Raw genomic sequence first — 295 nt, 5'->3', positions numbered from 1 at the left:
TTTTAAGCCATTTAGGGAATGAAAAGGCAAATGATGAGCTTAATATTCGCCCAGATGAAAACTACGCCCGCGAAGTAATGCAGTTACTTACAATAGGCCTTGAAGAGTTAAATTTAGACGCTACTCCAAAGCTTGATGCGCAAGGTAATACAATTGCCACCTACGGTCAGGCTCAAATAGAAGGATTTGCGCGCGTTTTTACTGGGTGGACATTTGCAGCTAGTGAAACTTTTAAGAAAAAAAAACGTGATTATGTAAATCCAATGAAAGCGTTTAGCGAGTATCACTCTAGTAA

1 protein-coding gene is annotated in these 295 nt (G+C 39.3%); it reads left to right on the top strand.

Features of this window, described 5'->3' with window-relative positions; translation table 11 throughout:
• On the top strand, positions 1–295 hold a 295-nt coding region (locus tag AAEY62_RS21670), incomplete at both ends, for a DUF1800 family protein (protein WP_350636456.1).

Source organism: Pseudoalteromonas sp. GW168-MNA-CIBAN-0100, assembly GCF_040309225.1.
Taxonomy (GTDB): Bacteria; Pseudomonadota; Gammaproteobacteria; order Enterobacterales; family Alteromonadaceae; genus Pseudoalteromonas; species Pseudoalteromonas arctica.
This window is presented reverse-complemented; position numbering and strand designations above follow the sequence as displayed.